The sequence below is a fragment of the Bordetella bronchiseptica genome (genome assembly GCF_900636925.1).
Classification (GTDB): domain Bacteria; phylum Pseudomonadota; class Gammaproteobacteria; order Burkholderiales; family Burkholderiaceae_B; genus Bordetella; species Bordetella pertussis.
In genome coordinates this window covers 3,035,121-3,056,069 of sequence record NZ_LR134326.1, presented here as the reverse complement: position 1 = coordinate 3,056,069, position 20,949 = coordinate 3,035,121, and the positions used below count along the sequence as shown (strand labels likewise).

20 protein-coding genes are annotated in these 20,949 nt (G+C 68.1%); 17 read left to right on the top strand and 3 right to left on the bottom strand.

Annotated features, from left to right (window positions below):
* Positions 1 to 8: 8 nt before the first annotated feature.
* Both EL288_RS14205 and EL288_RS14200 read right to left on the bottom strand, forming a co-directional pair.
* Positions 9 to 1,349 (bottom strand): aspartate aminotransferase family protein, encoded by a 1,341-nt coding sequence (locus EL288_RS14205; protein ID WP_033450744.1) that lies wholly within the window; start codon positions 1,347 to 1,349, stop codon positions 9 to 11.
* Positions 1,350 to 1,389: 40 nt separating this feature from the next.
* Complete coding sequence (locus EL288_RS14200) at positions 1,390 to 2,418, bottom strand: MurR/RpiR family transcriptional regulator (RefSeq protein ID WP_033450741.1); 1,029 nt, start codon at positions 2,416 to 2,418, stop codon at positions 1,390 to 1,392.
* Between the two features lie 195 nt (positions 2,419 to 2,613).
* Here EL288_RS14200 and EL288_RS14195 point away from each other — a divergent pair, with 195 nt between their 5' ends.
* The 14 genes from EL288_RS14195 (at position 2,614) to EL288_RS14130 (ending at position 16,266) form a co-directional block, all read left to right on the top strand.
* Positions 2,614 to 3,159, top strand: coding sequence for a MarR family winged helix-turn-helix transcriptional regulator (locus EL288_RS14195; RefSeq protein WP_033447334.1), 546 nt, complete (start codon positions 2,614 to 2,616; stop codon positions 3,157 to 3,159).
* Positions 3,156 to 3,716, top strand: a complete 561-nt coding sequence (gene ectA / locus EL288_RS14190; protein ID WP_003810598.1) for a diaminobutyrate acetyltransferase — start codon at positions 3,156 to 3,158, stop codon at positions 3,714 to 3,716. The genes EL288_RS14195 and ectA overlap by 4 nt, the downstream gene beginning before the upstream one ends.
* A 110-nt stretch (positions 3,717 to 3,826) precedes the next feature.
* Positions 3,827 to 5,134, top strand: coding sequence for a diaminobutyrate--2-oxoglutarate transaminase (ectB, locus tag EL288_RS14185; RefSeq protein ID WP_003810599.1), 1,308 nt, complete (start codon positions 3,827 to 3,829; stop codon positions 5,132 to 5,134).
* Positions 5,131 to 5,526 carry an ectoine synthase gene (locus EL288_RS14180; RefSeq protein WP_003810601.1) on the top strand — a complete coding sequence of 132 codons (396 nt, stop codon included), beginning with the start codon at positions 5,131 to 5,133 and terminating at the stop codon, positions 5,524 to 5,526. Before ectB ends, EL288_RS14180 begins: the two co-directional genes overlap by 4 nt.
* 18 nt (positions 5,527 to 5,544) lie before the next feature.
* On the top strand, positions 5,545 to 6,471 hold the full coding sequence (thpD, locus tag EL288_RS14175; RefSeq protein WP_003810603.1) for an ectoine hydroxylase: 927 nt from the start codon (positions 5,545 to 5,547) through the stop codon (positions 6,469 to 6,471).
* Positions 6,472 to 6,720: 249 nt separating this feature from the next.
* Positions 6,721 to 7,743, top strand: coding sequence for a 2-keto-3-deoxygluconate permease (locus EL288_RS14170; protein WP_003810604.1), 1,023 nt, complete (start codon positions 6,721 to 6,723; stop codon positions 7,741 to 7,743).
* Positions 7,744 to 8,961 (top strand): D-threonate kinase, encoded by a 1,218-nt coding sequence (gene dtnK / locus EL288_RS14165; RefSeq protein ID WP_033459871.1) that lies wholly within the window; start codon positions 7,744 to 7,746, stop codon positions 8,959 to 8,961.
* A complete protein-coding gene (pdxA, locus tag EL288_RS14160) occupies positions 8,958 to 10,013 on the top strand; it encodes a 4-hydroxythreonine-4-phosphate dehydrogenase PdxA (protein ID WP_003810611.1) in 1,056 nt (351 codons plus the stop codon). The genes dtnK and pdxA overlap by 4 nt, the downstream gene beginning before the upstream one ends.
* A 4-nt stretch (positions 10,014 to 10,017) precedes the next feature.
* Complete coding sequence (locus tag EL288_RS14155) at positions 10,018 to 10,920, top strand: GntR family transcriptional regulator (protein WP_010926765.1); 903 nt, start codon at positions 10,018 to 10,020, stop codon at positions 10,918 to 10,920.
* 76 nt (positions 10,921 to 10,996) lie between these two features.
* Complete coding sequence (locus tag EL288_RS14150) at positions 10,997 to 11,869, top strand: MOSC domain-containing protein (protein WP_003810615.1); 873 nt, start codon at positions 10,997 to 10,999, stop codon at positions 11,867 to 11,869.
* 130 nt (positions 11,870 to 11,999) lie between these two features.
* Positions 12,000 to 12,368: an aspartate 1-decarboxylase gene (gene panD, locus EL288_RS14145; protein WP_003810617.1), complete on the top strand. Its 369-nt coding sequence runs from the start codon at positions 12,000 to 12,002 to the stop codon at positions 12,366 to 12,368.
* A 57-nt stretch (positions 12,369 to 12,425) separates the two neighbouring features.
* Positions 12,426 to 13,472, top strand: a complete 1,047-nt coding sequence (locus EL288_RS14140; protein ID WP_003810619.1) for a CDP-6-deoxy-delta-3,4-glucoseen reductase — start codon at positions 12,426 to 12,428, stop codon at positions 13,470 to 13,472.
* Positions 13,473 to 13,667: 195 nt separating this feature from the next.
* Complete coding sequence (locus tag EL288_RS14135; protein WP_003810621.1) at positions 13,668 to 14,924, top strand: D-amino acid dehydrogenase; 1,257 nt, start codon at positions 13,668 to 13,670, stop codon at positions 14,922 to 14,924.
* A 4-nt stretch (positions 14,925 to 14,928) separates the two neighbouring features.
* On the top strand, positions 14,929 to 16,266 hold the full coding sequence (locus EL288_RS14130; RefSeq protein WP_003810623.1) for an extracellular solute-binding protein: 1,338 nt from the start codon (positions 14,929 to 14,931) through the stop codon (positions 16,264 to 16,266).
* Positions 16,267 to 16,536: 270 nt separating this feature from the next.
* On the opposite strand, the gene EL288_RS14125 is transcribed toward EL288_RS14130, so the two are convergent.
* Entirely contained in the window at positions 16,537 to 17,487 is a 951-nt protein-coding gene (locus tag EL288_RS14125) for a LysR family transcriptional regulator (RefSeq protein ID WP_003810628.1), read from the bottom strand.
* A 96-nt stretch (positions 17,488 to 17,583) separates the two neighbouring features.
* On the opposite strand from EL288_RS14125, the gene EL288_RS14120 reads away from it, so the two are divergent.
* From EL288_RS14120 to EL288_RS14110, 3 genes are read left to right on the top strand one after another with little or no spacing between them, the layout of a single operon-like run.
* Entirely contained in the window at positions 17,584 to 18,960 is a 1,377-nt protein-coding gene (locus EL288_RS14120) for an acyclic terpene utilization AtuA family protein (protein ID WP_004568554.1), read from the top strand.
* Entirely contained in the window at positions 18,953 to 19,312 is a 360-nt protein-coding gene (locus EL288_RS14115) for an AtuA-related protein (RefSeq protein ID WP_161780343.1), read from the top strand. Before EL288_RS14120 ends, EL288_RS14115 begins: the two co-directional genes overlap by 8 nt.
* Positions 19,313 to 19,359: 47 nt before the next feature.
* The gene (locus EL288_RS14110) at positions 19,360 to 20,934 is read left to right on the top strand and encodes an ABC transporter substrate-binding protein (RefSeq protein ID WP_010926763.1); all 1,575 of its coding nucleotides are present in this window, start codon (positions 19,360 to 19,362) and stop codon (positions 20,932 to 20,934) included.
* The last annotated feature ends 15 nt before the right edge of the window (positions 20,935 to 20,949 follow it).

Here is a 20,949-nt window from a genome sequence, read left to right as displayed (position 1 = left end):
CGCGGCCGTCAGGCGCGCGTCTGCGCGATGGCCGCGTCGATGGCGCCGGCCAGCCGCTCGACGAGCTGGTCCAGTTCGTCGTCGGCGATGATGAACGGCGGCGCCACGAGCACATGGTCGCCATGGCGGCCGTCGATGGTCCCGCCCATCGGATAGACCATCAGGCCGCGCGCCATGGCCTCGCGCTTGACGCGTGCGTGCAGGGCCAGTTCGGGATCGAAGGTCGCCTTGGTGGCGCGGTCGCGCACCAGCTCCACGCCCAGGAACAGGCCGCGTCCGCGGATATCTCCCACGTGCGGATGTGCGCCCAGCGCCTGCATCAGGCGCCGGCGCAGCCCGTCGCCCTGCTGGCGCACGCGCGCCAGCAAGCCGTCGCGGCGGATCACTTCCTGCACCGCCAGCGACGCCGCGCAGGCGGTCGCGTGGCCCAGGTAGGTATGGCCGTGCTGGAAGAAGCCGCTGCCCTTGCCCATGGCGTCGACGATGCGGCCTTGCGCCATGACGGCGCCGATCGGCTGGTAGCCGCCGCCCAGGCCCTTGGCGATGGTGATCAGGTCGGGCACGATCTCCTCTTGCTCGACGGCGTACAGCGTGCCCGTGCGGCCCATGCCGCACATCACTTCGTCGGCGATCATCAGGATGCCGTAGCGGTCGCAGATCTCGCGGATGCGGCGGAAGTATCCGGGCACGGCGGTCAGCGCGCCGGCGGTGGCGCCCACCACGGGCTCGGCCACGAAGGCGATGACGGTGTCCGGGCCCAGCCGCTGGAAAGTGTCCTCCAGTTCGCGCGCCAGCCGTTCGCCGTACTGCTCGGCGCTTTCGTCCTCGCGCTGGTCGCGGTAGGCATAGCACGGCGCAACGTGCGCCACGTCGATCAGCAGCGGCGCGAACTGGGCGCGCCGCCATTCGTTGCCGCCCACCGCCAGGGCGCCCAGCGTATTGCCGTGATAGCTCTGGCGGCGCGCCACCAGGTGGCGGCGCTGCGGCTGCCCGATCTCCACGAAGTACTGGCGCGCCATTTTCAGGGCCGCCTCGATCGCCTCGGAGCCGCCCGAGACGAAATAGGCATGGCTGGTGCCGGCCGGCGCGTCGGCTACCAGGCGGTCGGCCAGGCGCTCGGCGATCTCGGTGGAGAAAAAGCCCGTGTGCGCATAGGCCAGCGCATCGATCTGCGCGTGCATCGCGGCCCGCACGTCGGGGTGGTTGTGGCCCAGGCACGAGACGGCCGCGCCGCCCGAACCGTCGAGGTAGGCGCGGCCGGCCTGGTCGTACAGCCAGACGCCTTCGCCGCGCACGGCGACCGGCGGAGTATGGCGCAAGGAGCGATGAAGGACGTGGGTAGTGCTCATTCCGGTATTCCTGGTAGGAGAGGCAAGAGGAGTAGGGCGGTCATGCCGTTTCCCGCGGCATGCCGCGGCCAGGCCGCGCCTTGTCGCGGCGCGCGTGCGCCGGCGACCAGTACACCTGTTCGGCCTGCAGGCGCGCCTCGATTTCGGCCAGGCGCGCCAGGGCGGTCTCGCCGCCGCACGCGGCCAGGCGGGCGATCAGGTGCTCGGCCAGGCCCAGCAGTCCGGCGGTGGTGTGAAAGAACGAGCCGGGACCGCGCTGGGCCGGCTCGGCATAGACCCGTTCGCGTTCCGGCCGCGCGAACAGCAGCACATGGCCGGCCTCCAGCGCCAGGGGCGAGAGCGGGTCGTCGGTGAGCGCCACGACGGTCACGCCGCGCTGGCTGGCCTGGCGCGCCAGGTGCACCGTGGCTGCCGGGTAGGGAGCCTGCGAAATCGCCACCAGCGCGTCGCCGGCCTGCAGGTTGTCGATCTGTTCGGCCGGCGCGCCGCCCAGCCCGTCGATCAGCAGGCCATTGCGGCGTACCAGTTGGTAGGCGTAGCGCATCTGGTGCGCGATGCCGAACGCCGAGCGGGTGCCCAGGAAGCCGACCTGGCCGGCGGCCAGCAGGGTCCTGGCCGCGGCATCGAAGGCGGCCGGCGGGTTGAGCGCCCGGATCGAGCCGATGGCCTGGGTCTGCAATCCCGTCAGTACGTCATGGCCGGGCGCGGCGCCGGCGTCCTGCGCCGCTTGCAGTTCCGCGGCGCGGTCGCGCCATCCCGACCCGCCGGCGGCGGTCAGCGCCTGCTGGAAGGGGGCGCGGAAGTCTTCGTAGCTGCCGCAGCCTGCCGCCCGCGCCAGGCGCAGCATGGTGGCTGGCGCCACGCCCACGGCCTGGGCCTGCCGGCGCATCGACCACAGGCCGACTTCGGCCGGGTGCGCGGCCACCCAGCGAGCGGCGCGCTGCAGTTCGGCGGGCAGGTCGTCGAGCAATGACTGGAGGGTTTCCAGCATGGACGGGGCAGGGGTGGCGGGCATGGTGCGAAACAGGATAAAAAACACATGATATATCTCGCTAAAAATAAAAAACATGTGTTTTATGGGACCTACGGGTAATCCACTAAGCCCCCTGGGAAGATTCGCCGGTCGAAGCGATCATGACGGCAATTGCCGGAAAAACGCTCGCATTGAATTACATCTTGCCGGCAATTCTGGTTTGACTTGAATGAATGGCAGGCATATCATTTGAGTAGAAATCAATTTTGTCCGAACCTCTTTTTCCTGGCTATGAACAACGTCGCTCAGACTGATACGCCGCAGCAATACGATCTACGCATCCTGCGCGCCCTGCGCCGCATTACGCGTTCCATCGCGCTGCATTCCCGGCAATTGGCGGCCGTCAGCCACATCACCGCTCCGCAGCTGATGTGCCTGCGCGCCGTGATCGCCGGCGGCCCCATGACGGCCACGGCCATCAGCCGCGAAATCCACGTCAGCCCGAGCACGGTGGTCGGCATCCTGGATCGTCTCGAAGACAAGGGCCTGATCCGCCGCGAACGCGGCCGGGAAGACCGCCGTATCGTGTTCGTCACAGCCACCGAGGGCGGCCGCACGCTGGCCGCCGAGGCGCCGTCGCCGTTGCAGAAGCATCTGGCCGACGGCCTGAATGCCCTGCCCGAACTGGAGCAGGCAACGATCACGCTGGCGCTGGAGCGCATCGTGGCGTTGATGGAACAGGAGGGGCATGCCGTCGAGGCGGCCGGCGAAGGATCGCCGCCCATACTCGAAATGCCTACTGGCGGCGCGCCCCCGGAATCGGGACTGGTAGTATGAGAAAAGACGAAACATCGAACACCTCGCCAGATATCTCCGCCGCGCAGCCGGCCAGCGCCTTGCGCTACCAGCTGCGCCCACCCCGCCGCAACGACGGCGCGGCCATACACCAGTTGGTGTCCGAGTGTCCGCCACTGGACCTCAATTCCCTCTACGCCTACCTGCTGCTGTGCGAGCACCACGCCCATACCTGCGTGGTCGCCGAAAGCCCGGGCGGACGTATCGACGGGTTCGTTTCCGCTTATTTGCTCCCGACCCGGCCCGACGTGTTGTTCGTCTGGCAGGTCGCGGTGCATTCCCGCGCACGCGGCCATCGGTTGGGCCGCGCCATGCTTGGCCACATCCTGGAACGCCAGGAGTGCAGGCATGTTCGACATCTTGAAACCACGGTGGGGCCTGACAACCAGGCTTCGCGCCGTACCTTCGCCGGCCTGGCCGGCGAGCGGGGCGCGCATGTCTCCGAGCAGCCGTTCTTCGACCGGCAGGCTTTCGGCGGCGCAGACCATGACGACGAGATGCTGTTGAGGATAGGTCCGTTCACGCATCCGCCGCACTAGCAGGGCGGGCCGTACGGCCTATCGGTACCGGGACGCAGCGTAAAGCCTGGCCGCCATAGCGGCAGCAGGCCGGCGCTGGCCGTCTGTCAACTTATATGAAGGGAGGATTTATGGACTTGAAAATCTTTGACCGAATGGAGTCGGAAGTGCGGGGCTACATTCGGTCTTTTCCAGTGATATTCAGCCAGGCACGCGGTTCGCTGCTGATCGATGAGGAAGGCAACGAGTACATCGATTTCTTCAGCGGCGCCGGCACGCTGAACTACGGCCATAACAATCCGGTCTTCAAGGAACGCCTGCTGGAGTATCTGCACTCCGACGGCGTGGTACACGGCCTGGACATGGCCACCAGCGCCAAGAAGCGCTTTCTCGAAACGGTGGACCGCGTGCTGCTCAAGCCGCGCAACTGGCAGTACACCCTGCAGTTCACCGGCCCGACGGGCACCAACGCGGTCGAGGCGGCGCTGAAGCTGGCCCGGCAGGTCAAGGGACGTTCGAACATCATCTCGTTCACCCACGGGTTCCACGGCGTCAGCGGCGGCTCGCTGGCGGCGACGGCCAATGCCAAGTTCCGCGACGCGGCGGGCGTATCGCTGGGAAATACCACGTTCATGCCGTATGACGGCTACTTCGGCCCGGACGTCGACACCATCGCCTACATCGAGCGCATGCTGGACGATCCCAGCAGCGGGCTGGACAAGCCGGCCGCGGTGATCGTCGAGACCGTGCAGGGCGAGGGCGGGGTCAACGTCGCGACGCTGCGCTGGCTGAAGGACCTGCAGAAGCTGTGCCGTCGCCACGACATGCTGATGATCGTCGACGATATCCAGGTCGGCTGCGGCCGTACCGGCAGCTTCTTCAGTTTCGAGGCGGCCGGGATCCAGCCCGACATCATCACGCTGTCGAAGTCGCTGTCCGGTTTCGGACTGCCCATGTCGCTGGTGCTGATGAAGCCCGAACTGGACGTCTGGAAGCCGGGCGCCCACAGCGGCACGTTCCGCGGCAACAACCTGGCCTTCGTCACCGCCACGCAGGCGCTGGAGACCTACTGGTCCAGTGATGCGTTCTCCAACGAGGTGCAGCGCAAGGAGCGCCTGGTGCGCGACTGGCTGGAGAACCTGGCCCACAGCTATCCCAACGCCGGCCTGGCCGTGCGCGGCCGCGGCCTGATCCAGGGCCTGGTGGCGACCGCCGAGCCGGAACTGGCCAATCGCATCGCCCGCAAGGCTTTCGAGCGCGGCGTGGTGATCGAAACGTCGGGCGCGCAGGACGAAGTGCTCAAGCTGCTGCCGGCGCTGACCATCGAGGACGAGCTGCTGACGCGCGGCCTGGACCTGATCGAGGCCAGCGTTGCCGATGCGCTGTCGGAAGAGCAGCCTGCCGCCCAGGTACTGAAATTTGGAGGAAAACGTCGATGATCGTACGCAACGTGAAAGATGTGATGGGAACCGAGGACGAAGTCCGCACCGATACCTGGGTCAGCCGCCGCGTGCTGCTCAAGAAGGACGGCATGGGGTTCTCGTTTCACGAAACCACCATTTTTCCGGGCACCCGTACCCATATCCATTACAAGAACCACCTCGAAGCCGTGTGGTGCATCGAGGGCGACGGCTCGATCGAAACGATCGCCGATGGCAAGACGTATGAATTGGGTCCGGGCGTGGTCTATGCCCTGAACGAGAACGACGAGCACTGGCTGTGCGGCGGCAAGCAGCCGCTGCGCGTTATCTGCGTGTTCAACCCGCCGCTGACCGGCCAGGAAGTGCATGACGCCGAAGGCGTTTATGCGCTGGTCGAGGAAGCGGCCTGAGAACCAAGGAGGCTCATTATGATTTCACCTGCTCAGGATCCGTACGCCTCGCGTACGGATCGCAGTTCCGCCATCATTGCCCGCCAGGATCCCGTGGTCTATGGCGAGGGCAAGTTTGCCGACGCACTGTCGGCCGACCAGGTCCAGTCCTACGAGCGCGACGGCTTCCTGCTGCTGGAGAACCTGTTCTCCGATGAAGAGGTTGCCGCATTGCTGGCCGAGGTCGAGCGCATGACGCGCGATCCCGCCATCGTGCGCCGCGAAGAAGCGATTACCGAACCGGGCAGCAACGCGGTGCGTTCTATCTTCATGGTGCATGTGCTCAGTCCGATCCTGGGCCGCCTGGTGCGCGATCCGCGCCTGGCCAATGCCGCGCGGCAGATCCTGGGGTCGGAGGTGTACATCCACCAGTCGCGCGCCAACATGAAGCCGGGCTTCAAGGGCAAGGAGTTCTATTGGCACTCCGACTTCGAGACCTGGCACGTCGAGGACGGCATGCCGTCGATGCGTGCGCTCAGCTGCTCGGTGCTGCTTACGGACAACAACGAGACCAACGGCCCGCTGATGCTGGTGCCGGGCTCGCACCGCCAGTTCATCTCGTGCGTGGGCGAGACGCCGCGCGACCATTACAAGCAGTCGCTCAAGAAGCAGGAGTATGGCGTGCCCGATCCGGTCAGCCTGCAATTGCTGGCCGAGCAGGGCGGCATCAGCACCATGACCGGCAAGGCCGGCTCGGTGGTGTTCTTCGACTGCAACACCATGCACGGCTCCAACAGCAACATCTCGCCGTGGCCGCGCGCCAACGTGTTCATGGTCTACAACAGCATGGAGAACACGCTGAACCCGCCCAAGTACGGGCTCAATCCGCGGCCCGAGCACATTGCCACCCGTCAGGCGTTCAAGGCGGTGCGTCCGCTCGATAGCCTGAAACTGGTCGAGCGCTAGGCGCGGCGCGGCCTTCGGGCCGGCCTGCGTTTGGCTTGAGCCCCGCGAACCCCCGCGGGGTTTTTTTATGGCCCGCTCAGGCCGCGCCCGTGCGCGCCGTGGCCCGGCATCGAGAAAAAACGGTGACGAATCAGTGTGTTGCAGATTTGTACGTACAGGTTGTACGTATAGGATTAGAATGGCGCTTTTCCCAGCAGCTGTGTTCCCTCTGATGCATAAGCAAAGCAAATCCTACGGAGACAACCTGTCATGACTACCGAAGTTTCCCGCGTACCGTTCTACACAACCATGATGAAAGTGCCGGGCGGCCTCATGCTGCTGCCGCTGATCCTCGGATCGCTGCTGGGTACGTTCGCGCCGGACGCGCTGGCCATCGGCGGCTTTACCACCGCACTGTTCAAGAACAGCGCGCTGCCGCTGATCGCGCTGCTGATCTTCGCCACCGGCACGCAGGTCAACATGCGCACCGGCGGTCCGATCCTGGCCACGGCAGGCACCATCTTGCTGATGAAGACGCTGGTGCCGGCCACGCTGATCATCCTGCTGGGCCATTTCGTCGGCCTGGACGGCGTGATGGGCATTTCCATCCTGGCCATGCTGGCCGCCTTCGACAACAGCAACGGCGGCCTGTGGCTCGCCTACACCGGGCAATACGGCGACAGCCGCGATCGCGGCGCCTACGTCGCCAGCGCGGTCAACGACGGCCCGTTCTTCAGCCTGCTGTTCCTGGGCGCCTCGGGCCTGGCGGATATCCCGACCATCGCACTGGTGGCGGCGCTGGTGCCGTTCCTGCTGGGCGTGGTGGTGGGCAACCTGGACATCGAATGGCGCAACGTGCTCAAGCCGGTGCCCAACATCGTGATCCCGTTCTTCGCCTTTGCGCTGGGCACCGGCATCAACCTGGGCGCGGTGATCTCGGGCGGCATGAGCGGCCTGGTCCTGGGCCTGCTGATCAGCCCGATCACCGGCGCGCTGGTGTATTTCGGCTACCGCTACATCCTGCGCCGCGGCGGCAAGAGCGGCCTGGGCTTTGCCGCCGGGACCACCGCCGGCAACGCCATCGCCACGCCGGCCGTGGTGGCCGCCGCCGATCCGTCGTTCCAGCCCTATGTCGCGACCGCGACCGCCCAGGTGGCCGCGTGCGTGCTGATCAGCTCCATTCTTGCGCCGGTGCTGGCGTCCTACTTCCTCAAGCGCGCCGGCGAACTCAAGCCGGTGGAGCAGGAGCCGCAGGACGAGCGCGCCGGCCAGCCCGCCGAAGTGAGCCTCTGAATGGGCGGGCCGTACATAGGCATCGTGGCCGACGACCTGACCGGGTCGGGCGACACCGCGGTGCAGTTCGTGCGGGCCGGCTGGGCGACCCAGCTGTCGGTGGGCGGCGCCGAGCAGGCGCTGGCCGATCCGGCCGTGCGCCAGGCCGAGGTGCTGGCGGTCACGACGCACAGCCGCCCCTTGGCGGCGGCGGATGCCGCCGCCGTGGTGCGCGGCGAGGTCGAGAGGCTGCGCGCCGCCGGCGTGCAGCGCCTGTACAAGAAGGTCGATTCGACCCTGCGCGGCGCCTTCAAGGCCGAGATCGACGCCGCGCGGCTGGCCTGGGGCGAGGATGCCATCGCGGTGGTCTGCCCGGCGTTTCCCGTCACCGGCCGCACGGTGCGCCAGGGCGTGCTGTACGTGGGCGATCGGCCGGTAACCGAGACCTCGGCCGCCACCGACCCGGTGACGCCGGTGACCGAGTCGCACATTCCCACCCTCTTGGGCTGTGCCCAGCTGGCGGCGCAGGCGGGGGAAACCCCGGCCGAACTGGCGCGGCGCATCGCCGCCGCCGCGCCGGTGGTCGTGGTCGATGCCCTGGACGACGCCGATGTGCAGCGGCTGGCGCGCGCCATCGGCGTGCTGGGCCAGCGCGCCGTGCCCGTCGGCTCGGGCGGGCTGGCCGCGCCGCTGGCGCGGGTATGGGCCGGCGGGCAGGCGGCCGGCCCGGTGCTGGTGGTCGTGACTTCGCAGCACAGCGCGGCGCGCCAGCAGGCCGCCGCGCTGCAGCACGCCGGCGCGCGCACCTGGGCGCCGACGCTGGCGCAACTGGCCGATGACCGCAACTGGGCTGCCTGGACCGCCGAGGTCGAGGCGGCCGAGCACGGCATGCCGGCGGTCGACGCCCTGATGCTGCTGGCGCCCGAAGGGCGCCTGGCCGGGCTGGACGCGGACAGCGTCGCGCGCAGGCTGGGCGAGCTGGCCGCGCGCCTGGTGCTGGCGCACGGCGCGGCCGGCGTGGTGGCCACCGGCGGCGACGGCGCCAGCGCCGTGCTGGCGGCATTGCAGGCCAGCGGTATCGCGCTGGTCGACGAAGTCACCGGCGGCGTACCGCTGGGCACCCTGACCGGTGGCCAGGCGGCAGGGCTGCCGGTCGTTACCAAGGCCGGCGGCTTTGGCGAGCAGGATGTATTGATCCGGGCCGCGCAGGCGATCCGGGAACGGAGATTCACGAAATGACGCAAGACGCTACCCCCTCCCGCATTCCCACCCTGGCGGTGACGCTGGGCGACGTGGCGGGCATAGGCCCGGAAATCACCGCCAAGATGCTGCTCGGCCACGACGAGCTGCGCCAGCGCGCCCGGCTGCTGGTGGTCGGCGACGCCGCCGTGCTGGCCCAGGCCGTGCAGGCCGTGGGGGGCGATCCGGCGCGGGTACGCGTCATCGCGACGCCGGCCGAGGCCACCAACCAGCCCGGCAGCATCGAAGTGATCCAGGCCGGCCCGTCGCTGGCGCACGTGCCGCCGGGCCAGCTGAGCGCCGAGGCGGGCGACGGCTCGGTGCGCTACGTCACCACGGCCTGCGCGCTGGCGCGCGACGGACTGATCGACGGTATCGTCACCGCGCCGCTGAACAAGGCCGCCATGCACATGGCCGGCCACAAATGGCCGGGCCATACCGAGCTGCTGGCGCACGAGTTCGGCGTCAAGACCTTCTCGCTGGTGCTGTCGGCCGGCGACCTGTATATCTTCCACGCCACCACCCATGTGTCGCTGCGCCAGGCCATCGAGGATGTGAATCCGCAGCGCATGCGCGCGGTGCTGCGCCTGGCCGGTTCGTTCGCGCGCGCGCTGGGCCGCGCCGACCATCCGGTGGCGGTCGCGGGCCTGAACCCGCATGCCGGCGAGAACGGCATCTTCGGCACCGAGGACGCCGAGATCCTGGCGCCGGCGGTGGCGCAGGCCAATGCCGAGGGCATCCTGGCGGCCGGCCCGATTCCGGCCGACGCGCTGTTTCCGCAGGCCGTGCGCGGCAAGTGGAAATTCGTCATCGCCTGCTACCACGACCAGGGCCATGCGCCGTTCAAGTCGGTCTATGGCGACGACGGCGTCAACATCACGGTAGGCCTGCCGGTGGTGCGCGTGTCGGTCGACCACGGCACCGCGTTCGACATCGCCGGCAAGGGCATCGCGCGCGAGGACAGCCTGGTGCTGGCCGCCGAGCGCGCGGCGCAGCTGGCGCCGGGTTGGCATCAAGTATGGGAAACTGCGCGCTCCACGACCGGAGGCTGACCGCATGGCGTTGTCCGCCATTGAACCCTTTGCGCTGGACCGTTCCGGCGCAACGCCCCTGCATGCGCAGGTGGCGGACGCAATCCGCAACCATATCCGCGATCACCGGCTGACCGCCGGCACCGTGCTGCCCAGCGAGGCGGCGCTGTGCCACAGCTTCGGCGTGGCGCGCAGCGTGGTGCGGCAGGCCCTGGGCGCCCTGGTGGCCGAAGGGCTGATCCGCCGCGACCCGGGCCGCGCGCCGGTGGTGGCGCCGCCGCGCGAACACCGGCGCATGGTGCAGCGCTCGGCCGGCCTGTACGAGCAGTTCGCCGGCCTGGGCGTGGCGCTGCGCACGCGCGTGCTGGCCTGCCGGCCCGCCGAGCCGCCGCCCGAGGTGGCGGCCTTCTTCGGCACGACCGAGACGCTGCTGCTGGAGCGTTTGCGCAGCGTCGACGCCCAGCCGCTGGCCTACGTGCGCACCTGGCTGCCGCGCGCGGCCATCGCCGGGTTGGCGGCCGACCACCTGCAGGACGCCTCGCTGCACCGCGTGCTGGCGCAGCGCTTCGGCCTGCGCCCGGGGCGCGGCCGCAACCGCATCCGGGCCGTGGCCGCCGAAGCGGCGCTGGCGCAGGCGCTGGACGTGGCGCCAGGCAGCCCGCTGCTGATGCTGGAAGGGCAGGGGCTGGACCAGGACGGCCATCCGCTGGAGTGGTTCACCACCTGGCATCGCCCCGAAAACCTGGTGTTCGACGTGGACGTGGGGCAGGAGCGGGAAAGCGTGCAGCCCGCGCTCACCTGCGGGACGGCCGCCGTGGCGCCGCCGGCCGTGGCCGCGCCGCCGTCCGGCGCGCTGGACGCCGTCGAACAGTCGCTGCTGCAGGCGCTGCAGGCCGTGCGGCGGGCCCGCGGGGACCAGCAGGAGTAGGGCAGGCGCGCGCCATTTCGTGCCGGCCTGCGTCAGCTGCTATTCTTGACGCCTTCTCCTGTCAGGTCGCGTCGCCATGTCCACCCGCATCCGCAGTCTGCATATCTATCCCGTCAAGTCCTGCGCCGGCATCGACCTGGCCGAATCGATCGTCGATCGCGCCGGCCTGGCGCACGATCGCCGCTGGATGGTGACGACGGCCGCCGGCCAGTTCATGACCCAGCGCCAGTATCCGCAGATGGCGCGCATCCGCACCGCGCTCGAGGACGGCATGCTGGTGCTGCGCGCCCCGGGCATGGAAGACTTGCGCATACCGGCGGATGGTTCGGAGCTGGCCGAGCGCACCCAGCCCGTGGGCGTGTGGCGCGATACGGTGATCGCCCGCGCCGAACATCCGCGCAGCGCCGAGTGGCTGAGCCGCTTCCTGGGGCTGCCGTGCCGCCTGCTCAAGATCGACCTGCGGGCGGACCGCTCGGCCAATCCCGAATGGGTCGATACCTGGCTGGAGCGCCACCCCGAGTGGGCCGAGGATTTCGCGGGCGACCATTTCTTCGGCTTTGCCGACGGATTTCCGCTGCTGGTGGCCAACCAGTCGTCGCTGGACGAGTTGAACGAACGCCTGGCGGCGCGCGGCCAGGCGCCGGTGCCGATGAACCGCTTTCGCGCCAATATCGTGGTCGAGGGCGACTGGCCGGCCTTCGAGGAGGACCAGACCGCCTGCATCGTGGCCGGCGGCGTGCGCATGGCGTTCGTCAAGCCGTGCACGCGCTGTCCGATGCCCAATGTGGACCAGGTCACCGCCGAGGTATACGACGAGCCCGGCCTGACGCTGACGACCTTCCGCTCGCTGGAAATCGGCGTGGTGTTCGGCCAGAACGCCATCGTCGACCGTACCGCCCCGGCGCCCTTGCGCGTGGGCGACGCGGTCGAGATCGAACTGGATTTCTAGCCCCGCGCGCCGCTGCGCGCGCGTCGGCGGCGGCAAAAAATATAGAATGTGGGTTTGCGCGGGCACAGCCGGATGCCGGGCGTATTCGAGCACGCTTGCGCGGTCCGGCCCGCGCGCCAGGAAATTTGCTATGCAACGCATCATGCTGCGGGCGAAGCTGCACCGCGTTACGGTCACCGAGGCCGATCTGCACTACGAGGGATCGTGCGGCATCGACGAAGACCTGCTGGACGCCGCCGGTATGCGCGAGTTCGAACGGATCGAGCTGTACAACGTCACCAACGGCGAACGCTTCGACACCTACATCATCAAGGCGGCCCGCGGCAGCGGCGCGATCTCGCTCAACGGCGCCGCGGCGCGGCGCGCGCAGGTCGGCGACCTGCTGATCATCTGCACCTACGGGCCGATGTCGGAAGAGCAGTCGGCCACGCACAAACCGCAGGTCGTGCTGGTCGACGACGCCAACCGCGTCAAGGAAATCCGTAAATTCCCGGCCTGACGGCCGTTGCGCGCGCGCCCGGCAAGGGCGCCGCGGTCACTTCCGATTCGTATCGCTATGAGTTTCCAGGTCACTATCGAACCCAGCAAGCACCAGTTCCAGGCCGAGGCCGGCCAGACGGTCCTGGATGCGGCCCTGGCGGCCGGCATCGTGCTGCCCTATAGCTGCCGTACCGGCGCGTGTTCGACCTGCAAGGGCAAGGTCGTCGCCGGCGAGGTGGATGCGGGGCCCTATCCGGCCCAGATCCTGTCGCCCGAGGACCTCGCGCAGGGCTACACGCTGTTCTGTCAGGCCAAGCCGCAAAGCGACCTGGTGGTCGAGTCCACCGAAGTGCGGCTGGCCAGCGACATCCAGATCCGCAAGCTGCCTTCGCGGGTGCAGACGATAGAGCGCGTCGCGCCCGACGTCGCGGTGCTGAAGCTGCAATTGCCGGCTTCCGAGCAGTTCCGCTACTACGCCGGCCAGTACATCGAAGTCATTCTCAAGGACGGCAAGCGCCGCAGCTACTCGATGGCCGGCGCGCCGCATACCGGCAGCCCGCTCGAACTGCATATCCGCCACATGCCGGGCGGGCTGTTCACCGACCACGTATTCGGCGCGGGCGATACCCAGATGAAAGAGCGCGAGATCCTGCGCCTGGAGGGGCCGTTCGGCTCGTTCTTCCTGCGCGAGGACAGCGACAAGCCCATCGTGCTGCTGGCCAGCGGCACCGGGTTCGCGCCGGTCAAGGCCATCGTCGAGCACATGATCCACAACCAGATCCAGCGGCCTGCCGTGCTGTACTGGGGCGGACGGCGCCCGCGCGACCTCTACCACGACGCCTTGGCGCAATCGTGGGCCGGGAGCCTGCCGGGCTTTCGCTATGTGCCGGTGGTGTCCGACGCGCTGGACGAGGACGGCTGGAGCGGCCGCACCGGCTACGTGCACGAAGCGGTCATGCAGGACCTGTCCGACCTCTCTGGTTACGAAGTGTATGCATGCGGCACGCCGCTGATGGTCGACGCGGCGCGGCGCGAATTCAGCGCGCAGTGCGGCCTGCCCGCCGAGGCGTTCTATGCCGACGCCTTCACCTCGGAAGCCGATCTGGCCAAGGCCACGCCCTGAGGGCGGGCCAGCGCGGGAACCCGGGGCGGCATCCTCACACGCGGCGCGTGCAAATGGATACCGCCCTTTTTTTAATGTCATAGGCGCGCCTGGCGCGCCGGAGTAAACTGCCGGCCAGCATATTGACCGGTCATGCGGCCGCGGTGCGCAGGTCGGGCCCGCCGATCCGACCCGCACCCAGGGAGCGATTCAGGAATGAAAGTAGCGGTATTGGGCAGTGGCATCATAGGAGTTTCGAGCGCCTGGTGGCTGAGCCAGGCAGGCCACGATGTCGTGGTCGTCGATCGATGCACCGGCGCGGCGCAGGAAACCAGCCTGGCCAACGGCGCGCAGATATCCGTGTCGTACGCCGAGCCCTGGGCCAATCCGCAGGCGCCGTTCAAGCTGCTGAAGTGGATGTTCCAGGACGACGCGCCGCTGCTGTTCCGGCCGCAGCTCGATTGGCGCCAATGGCAATGGGGCCTGGCTTTCCTGCGCGAATGCCTGCCGTCGCGGCTGGCGCCCAATATCCGCGCCATGGTGCGCATGGCCGAATACAGCCGCGCCACGCTGCAGGGCATGCGGGCCGAGCTGGGCATCCAGTACGACCATCTCGAGCGCGGCATTCTCAATTTCTACCGCGACCAGCGCGAGTTCGAGACCTCGCAGCGCGCCGCCGGCCTGATGCGCGACTTCGGCGTCGAGCGGCGGGTGATCAACGCCGACGAGGTGGTGGCCATCGAGCCGGCCCTGGCCCCGCATCGCCAGACCATCGTCGGCGGCGACTATACGCCCGAGGACGAAAGCGGCGACGTGCATCTGTTTGCCGCCGCGCTGGCCCGGCGCTGCGAGGCCGCCGGCGTCGAGTTCCGTTTCTCGACCCGGGTGACGCGCCTGCTGGGCGAAGGCGGGCGCGTGCAGGGCGTGGAGCTGATCGAACCCGACGGCCGCTACGGCCGGCTCGATGCCGACGCCTTCGTGGTGGCCATGGGCAGCTTCAGCGCGCAACTGGTGCGTCCGCTGGGCGTGCCATGCATGGTGTATCCGGCCAAGGGCTATTCGGCGACCTTCCCGGTGCGCCCGGGCGCGCTGGCGCCGGTGGTCAGCCTGACCGACAGCAGCCACAAGGTGGTGTTCTCGCGCCTGGGCGAGCGCCTGCGCATGGCCGGCACGGCCGAACTGTCGGGTTATTCGCGCGGCTTGAATACCGGCCGCTGCGAAGCCATGACGCGCCTGGCGCGCGAACTGTTTCCCGATGCGCTCGATTTCGAGCGCGTCAGCTACTGGTCGGGCCTGCGCCCGTCCACACCCTCCAACGTGCCCCTGATCGGCCGCACCAGCGTATCCAACCTGTACCTCAATACCGGACATGGTACGCTGGGCTGGACGATGGGGGTGGGCTCTGGCCGGGCCCTGGCCGACCTGCTCAGCGGGCGGCGGCCGGAACCGGAATTTCCCTTTCTTGGTCTGTGAACCTATGAAGAAACTGCAAATGACGGGCTTTGCCCGCGCGATGCGCGCCAGCCGGCGCGCTTGTGTGCTGGGCTTGGCGATGGCCGCGATGGGCGTGGCGCAGGCCGCCGACTCGGTCGAAATCCAGGTCTGGCATACGCTGTCGGGTCCCAACAAGGCCGAATTCGAGAAACTGGCCAAGCAATTCAACAAGGAGCAGGGCGACGTCGTCGTCAAGCTGCGCGATTTCGGCAACCAGGACGACCTGAAGAAGGAGGCCGTTTCGGCCGTCAAGTCCAAGAAGGGGCCGAACCTGGTGCAACTGGCGGACAACCACTCGCCGGAAGTGGTCGCCGAGCACAAGTCCATCCTGCCGCTGCATCAACTGCTGGCCAAGTACCCGGTCAAGGACCTGAACTGGTTCCTGCCGTCCACCACCAGCTTCACGCGCGACGGCAAGGGCCGCCTGCTGGCCTTCCCGTGGATGGCCGAAGTGCCGGTGATGTTCTACAACACCGCGTACTACAAGAAGGCGGGCCTCGACCCCAACAAGCCGGCGCGTACCTGGGCCGATCTGCAGGCCGAGCTGCTCAAGCTGCGCGACGTGGCCAACATCGATTGCCCGTATGCCACCAGCGACCAGGTCACGGTGCACCTGGAGAACCTGGCGCCGGTCAACAACCAGTTGTACGCCACCCTGAACAACGGCCTGGACGTCGCCAAGAAGGGCTCGCCGTCCATGCAGTTCGACACGCTGTACATGCGCCACGTCTCGCTGATGGTGAGCTGGAAGCGTTCGCTGCTGTTGACCGCGTATTCGGACGACAACAAGAGCGACCAGCTGTTCGCCAAGGGCGAGTGCGCCGTGCTTACCACCAGCTCGAGCGCGCTCGGCCAGTTCCTCAACACCCGTTCGCTGTCGTTCGGCGTGGCGCCGCTGCCGTACTACGACCAGGTCACCAAGACCGGCGGCCGGCCGTTCGTCAGCGGCTCGGCGCTGTGGGCCATGGAAGGCCATCCGCAGGCCGAGGAAAAGGCCACCGCCAAATTCCTGGCCTGGCTCTCCAAGCCCGTGATCGCCGCCGAATGGCACCAGCGCACCGGCTACCTGCCGCTGACCGAGGCGGCCTTCCGCGCTTCGGACGTGTCGTTCTACAACAAGGTGCCCGGCGCCCAGCAACTGGTCGAGCTCATGCGCAACCCGCCGGCCGCCACCAGCCGGGGCTTTCGCATCGCCAACTACGAGCGCATCGAACCGGTGCTCAACACCCAGCTGACCGCGGCCTTCGACGGCAAGACCCCGCCGGTCGCGGCGCTGAACAATGCCGCTTCGCAGGCGCGCTCGCTCGCCGCGCAACGCTGAGCGTTCAGGCGACGCTACAGACCCGGGCCGCTGGCCCGGGTTTTTTTTGGGCGTGCGACGCGATGCCTGTGCCCGCAGGGGGAGCGACACCTGCGGCCAGGGTGCCTGTCCCCGCCGGGGACAGGCACGCCGTCATGCGCCAGCGGCATGGGGACTGACATCTGCGGCTGGGTGCCTGTCCCCGCCGGGACAGGCACACTTGCCGTATGCCATCGACGCCCGCCTGCCGGGGGGGCGGCATCTGCCCCTACGCGGACCGGCGCGCGGCGATCAGCGGCCTTTTTCCGTCCGGCGTCGCCGCGGCTTGGCGGCCGCAGGCGTGCCCAGTTTCGCGACCACCAGGTCGTACAGCGCCTGCGCGGCGATCGACAGCCTTTCCTCCTGCCGGCGGACGATGTAGATCTGGCGCGTCAGGCCCGGCAGCGAGATGGGGCGGATGAGCAGGCCGGGTCGTTCGAACTGGTACAGCGTGAAGGTCGGCACGACGCTGATGCCCAGCCCGGCTTCGATCATGCCCGCCACGGTCGCGAGCTGCGCGACTTCCAGTATCGTTTTCGCGACCTGCGGGCGCAGCGCCGCTTCCACCGTCTGGCGCACGCTGCTGTTGCGCGTGAGATGGATGAAAGGCCACGGCGCCAGGTGCTTGAGGGTAAGGCGCGGCTCGCGCGCCAGCGGATGGTCCTTGCGGCAGATCAGGTGGAACGTGTCGCTGCACAGCTCACGCGCATGCAGGACCGCGGGGTCCGAGGCGCGGATGCCGCGCGAGGCAAGCGCGAAATCGGCCTGGCCGCTGCGCACCAGTTCGATGCACTCGTCGGACAGGACATCCGAGAGCATGAGTTCGATGTCGGGGTGCTCGGCGTGGAACTCATGCAGGACTTTCGGCAGCCATCCCGCCGCCAGGGAGGGAAGGGCGGCGACATGGACGCGCCCGCGCCGCAACTCGACGAAGCTGGCGATGTGCGTCATGGCGTGGCCAAGGTCGGCCAGCAGCCGGCGCGCCAGGGGCTCGAACAGCTCGCCTTCCTGCGTCAGCACCACCCGCCGCGTACTGCGATCGAACAGCTGCATGGCCAGCGTCGCCTCCAGCGACTGGATCAGTGCGCTGAATGCGGGCTGGGACAAATGGCATGCCTGCGCGGCCTTGGTGAAGTGGCGCAGGTCGGCAAGCATGACGAAGGCGCGCAATTGGCGGGTGGACAGATCGGCCTGTGGTCTCATTGATTTGATGTATCTATTAATCAATCCAAAAAATCGATTTTTCTTATCGTACCGCCGATTCTAAACTGGCTGCCATCGTCACTTCGTGATTCCGCAATGCGTTCACTCCCTTCCCTGTTGATCGGCTGCGCCGCAGGCTTCTCGGGCGACCGTGTCGACGCCGCCGGCCCGGTGGTGGATACGCTGATCGCCCGCCTGGGCGGCGTTCCCGCCAACGGCCGAGCCTTCCTGATTTTCGAGACCCTGGCCGAACGCACCCTGGCGCTTGCGCAGCTGCGCAAGCGCGCCGATGCCCAGGCCGGGTACGAGCCGCTGCTCGAGGACATGCTCGGACCGGTGCTGGCGCGCTGCCTGGCGCACGGCATACGCATCGTCAGCAACTTCGGGGCCGCCAATCCGGAAGGCGCGGCGCGCCATATCCTGCGCATGGCCGCGCGGCTGGGCTTGCGCAAGCCGCGCATCGCGGTGGTCAAGGGCGACGATGTTTCCGGCGCGCAGCATGCCGGCATGCTGGCCGAGTACCTGGGCGAGCAATACGATCCCTCCAGCATCGTCAGCGCCAATGCCTATCTGGGAAGCGAACAGATTCGCGACGCGCTGGACCATGGCGCGGAAATCGTGGTGTGCGGCCGCGTGGCGGACCCGTCGCTGACGGTGGGCCCCGCGATGTCCTATTTCGGCTGGCAAGCCGACGACTGGGACCGCATCGGACGCGCCACCATGGCCGGGCATCTGCTCGAATGCGGCGCGCAGGTTTGCGGCGGCTATTACGCCGACCCCGGCTACAAGGACGTGCCCGGGCTGGAGCAGGTCGGCTTTCCGGTCGCCGAGATCGACGAGGACGGCCATTGCATCATCGGCAAATCCGATGGCACGGGCGGCCTGGTCGACGAGGCCACCGTCATCGAGCAGTTGCTCTACGAGGTCCATGATCCTGCCGGCTATCTGACGCCCGACGTGGTTGCCGACATTTCGCAGGCCGAGGTCCGGCGCGTGGCGGACAACCAGGTCCGGCTCACCGGCGTGCGCGGCCACCCCCGGCCGGCGGCGTACAAGGTCAACGTGTGCCTGGAAGGCGGCTGGCTGGCCGAGGGCGAGATTTCATACGCGGGCCCGCGCGCCGAGGCGCGCGCGCGCCTGGCCGCCGAGGTCGTGTGCAAGCGGCTGGCCGACCTGCGCATCCGCACCGACCTGATCGGCCGCGTGAGCATTTTCGGCGACGACGCCGGACGCCTGCTGGCCGGCGCGCCGGCGGGCGATGGCGAGGACGTGCGCTTGCGCCTGGCGGCGCACGCCGTCACGCGCCAGGACGCCATGCGCCTGACGCGCGAAGTGACCGCGCTTTACTGTTGCGGCCCGGCCGGCGGCGGCGGTGTGCGCACCACGCTGACGCCGCGGCTGGACATGGTTTCATGCCTGCTGCCGCGCGACCTGGTGCGCGCCGGATTCGAAATGGTGGATGCCGATGTCTGATGTGCTTGTTCCCCTGTTTCGCGTCGCGCACGCGCGCACCGGCGACAAAGGCGACCGCTCGAACATCAGCGTGATCGCCTGGGATCGCGCCTTGTATCCCTTGCTGGTCGAACAGCTGACGCCCGAGGTGGTGCTGGCGCAATTCGCGCATCGACGGCCGGCCGGGGCGCAGCGCTACCTGCTGCCCAAGCTGGGCGCCATGAACTTCGTGCTGGACGCCGTGCTCGACGGCGGCGTCAATGGCGCGCTTAACCTCGACGCGCATGGCAAGGCGCTGTCCTATTTGATCCTGAAGACGGAAATCGCCGTTCCGTCCGACCTGGTCTGCCGCCTGGCCGGTTCGCCCGGCTGAGGGCGGTCAGTCCGCTTATAACAACTCAACTGATAAGGGGCCCCCTGATGCGATACCTGAAAAGTACCTATGCAGCCGTCCTGCTGGCTATCGGCACGGCCGTGCCGCACGCGACCACCCTGGCGCAGGAAGTCAAGGTTGCGGCCGAGGCGCCATTGAGGCTGCTGGACCCGGTGGGCACGACTGCGTATATCACGCGCAACCACGCCTACATGGTCTATGACACGCTGTTTGCGCTGGATGCGCAGCTCAAGCCGCAGCCACAGATGGTAAGCACCTGGAGCGTGAGCCCCGACAAGCTGGTCTACCGCTTCACCTTGCGCGACGGGCTGAAGTTCCATGACGGCAGCCCGGTTACCGCGGCCGACTGCGTCGCGTCGATCAAGCGCTGGGCGCAACGCGACCTGACCGGCTTGCGCATGATGGCCGCCGCCAAGGAAATCACCGCCAAGGACGACAAGACGTTCGAGATCGTGCTGGAGCAACCCTTCGGCGCCGTCATCGAAGGCCTGAGCAAGGCCAGTTCGCTGCCGGCCTTCATCATGCCCAAGCGCATCGCCGATGCGCCGGCCAGCCAGGCGATCACCGAGGTGATCGGGTCCGGGCCGTTTCGCTTCGTGGCGTCGGAGTACCGCCCCGGCCTGCAGGTCGTCTATGAGCGCAACACCGACTATGTTCCGCGCAGCGAGCCCCCCAGCGGCCTGGCCGGCGGCAAGGTCGTGAACGTGGACCGCGTCGTCTGGCTGTCGCTGCCCGACATCCAGACCGAGGCCAATGCGCTGGCCAAGGGCGAGGTGGACTATGTGCAGACCGTGTATCCCGACGTGGTGCAGACGCTTCAGGCCAGCAAGGACGTCGTCATCCAGAAACTGGCCAGCACGACCACGCCGACCCTGCGCCTGAACTGGCTGCAGCCGCCGTTCAACAACCAGAAGGTGAGGCAGGCGCTGCTGCATGCGGTGAGCCAGCGCGACTACATGGATGCGCAGGTCGGCGACCCCAAGGCCTATCGCGTGTGCTGGGCCATGTTCGGCTGCGACTCGCCGCTGGCCAGCACGGCGGGCGTGGTGTCCCAGGACGACGAGGCCGATCTCAACGCCGCCAAGGCCTTGCTCAAGGAAAGCGGCTACAAGAACGAGAAGGCGGTCGTGCTGCACGCCACCGACTATCCGCCCACCTCGGCCATCGCGCCTTTCACGGCGCAGATCCTGCGCTCCATCGGCATGAAGGCGGAAGTCCAGTCCATGGATTGGGCGACCTTCCTTACCCGGCGCGGCAAGCAGGACCCGGTGGAGAAGGGCGGCTGGAGCGTGGCCTACGGCAGCTGGAACACCCTGGACCTGATGTCGCCCATCGCCAACCTCAACCTCGATGGCCGCGGCAAGGAGGGATACGCGGGCTGGACCGAGAGCGCCGAGATGGAGTCGCTGCGCACGCAGTACGCGCAGGCCACCGAGCCCGCCAGCCGGCAGCAGATCGCCGCGAAGATACAGCAGCTGGCCTATGACCAGGTCTTCTATATTCCGCTGGGTACCTACAGCAATTACGCCGCCCGCCGCAGCAACGTGACGCCGCTGCTGGACGCGCCCGTGACGGTATTCTGGGGAATATCCAAGAACTGAGTCGCCGCGCGGCGC